Annotated in this window: 1 tRNA gene; it reads left to right on the top strand. The window is 50.4% G+C overall.

The features are described 5' to 3' along the window. The first annotated feature begins 114 nt into the window (after nt 1-114). Nucleotides 115-189 (top strand) — tRNA-Glu (locus tag EKL29_RS22975). Nucleotides 190-413 lie beyond the last annotated feature (224 nt).

Genomic DNA, 413 nt, shown 5'->3' with positions numbered 1-413 from the left:
AACCTGCGGTTGGATCACCTCCTTACCTGAAGATACTGCCTTCGAAGTGCTCACACAGATTGTCTGATAGAAAGTAATGAGCAGGACGGCTGCGAAGCTGTGACGCATTTCTGTGTCCCCTTCGTCTAGCGGTTAGGACACCGCCCTTTCACGGCGGTAACAGGGGTTCGAATCCCCTAGGGGACGCCATCTTGCAGGTGACAGGTGAAAGGTGTCTCCACGAAGTATCTCAAAACTGACCTGCGGGTCACGTTTGAGATATTTGCTCTTTAACAATCCGGAACAAGCTGAAAATTGAAACGACGCTTTGCGTTATTCCTCCGTAATAAGGAATAAAGGCGAGGCGTTCGAGTCTCTCAATAATCACAACCGCACGTCGCAAGACGCCTGTGGGTTGTGAGGTTAAGCGACTA

Source organism: Pantoea sp. YU22 (genome assembly GCF_003970755.1).
GTDB lineage: Bacteria > Pseudomonadota > Gammaproteobacteria > Enterobacterales > Enterobacteriaceae > Pantoea > Pantoea piersonii.
The sequence above is the reverse complement of the archived record's forward strand: the minus strand, read 5'-3'. Positions and strand labels throughout refer to the sequence as shown.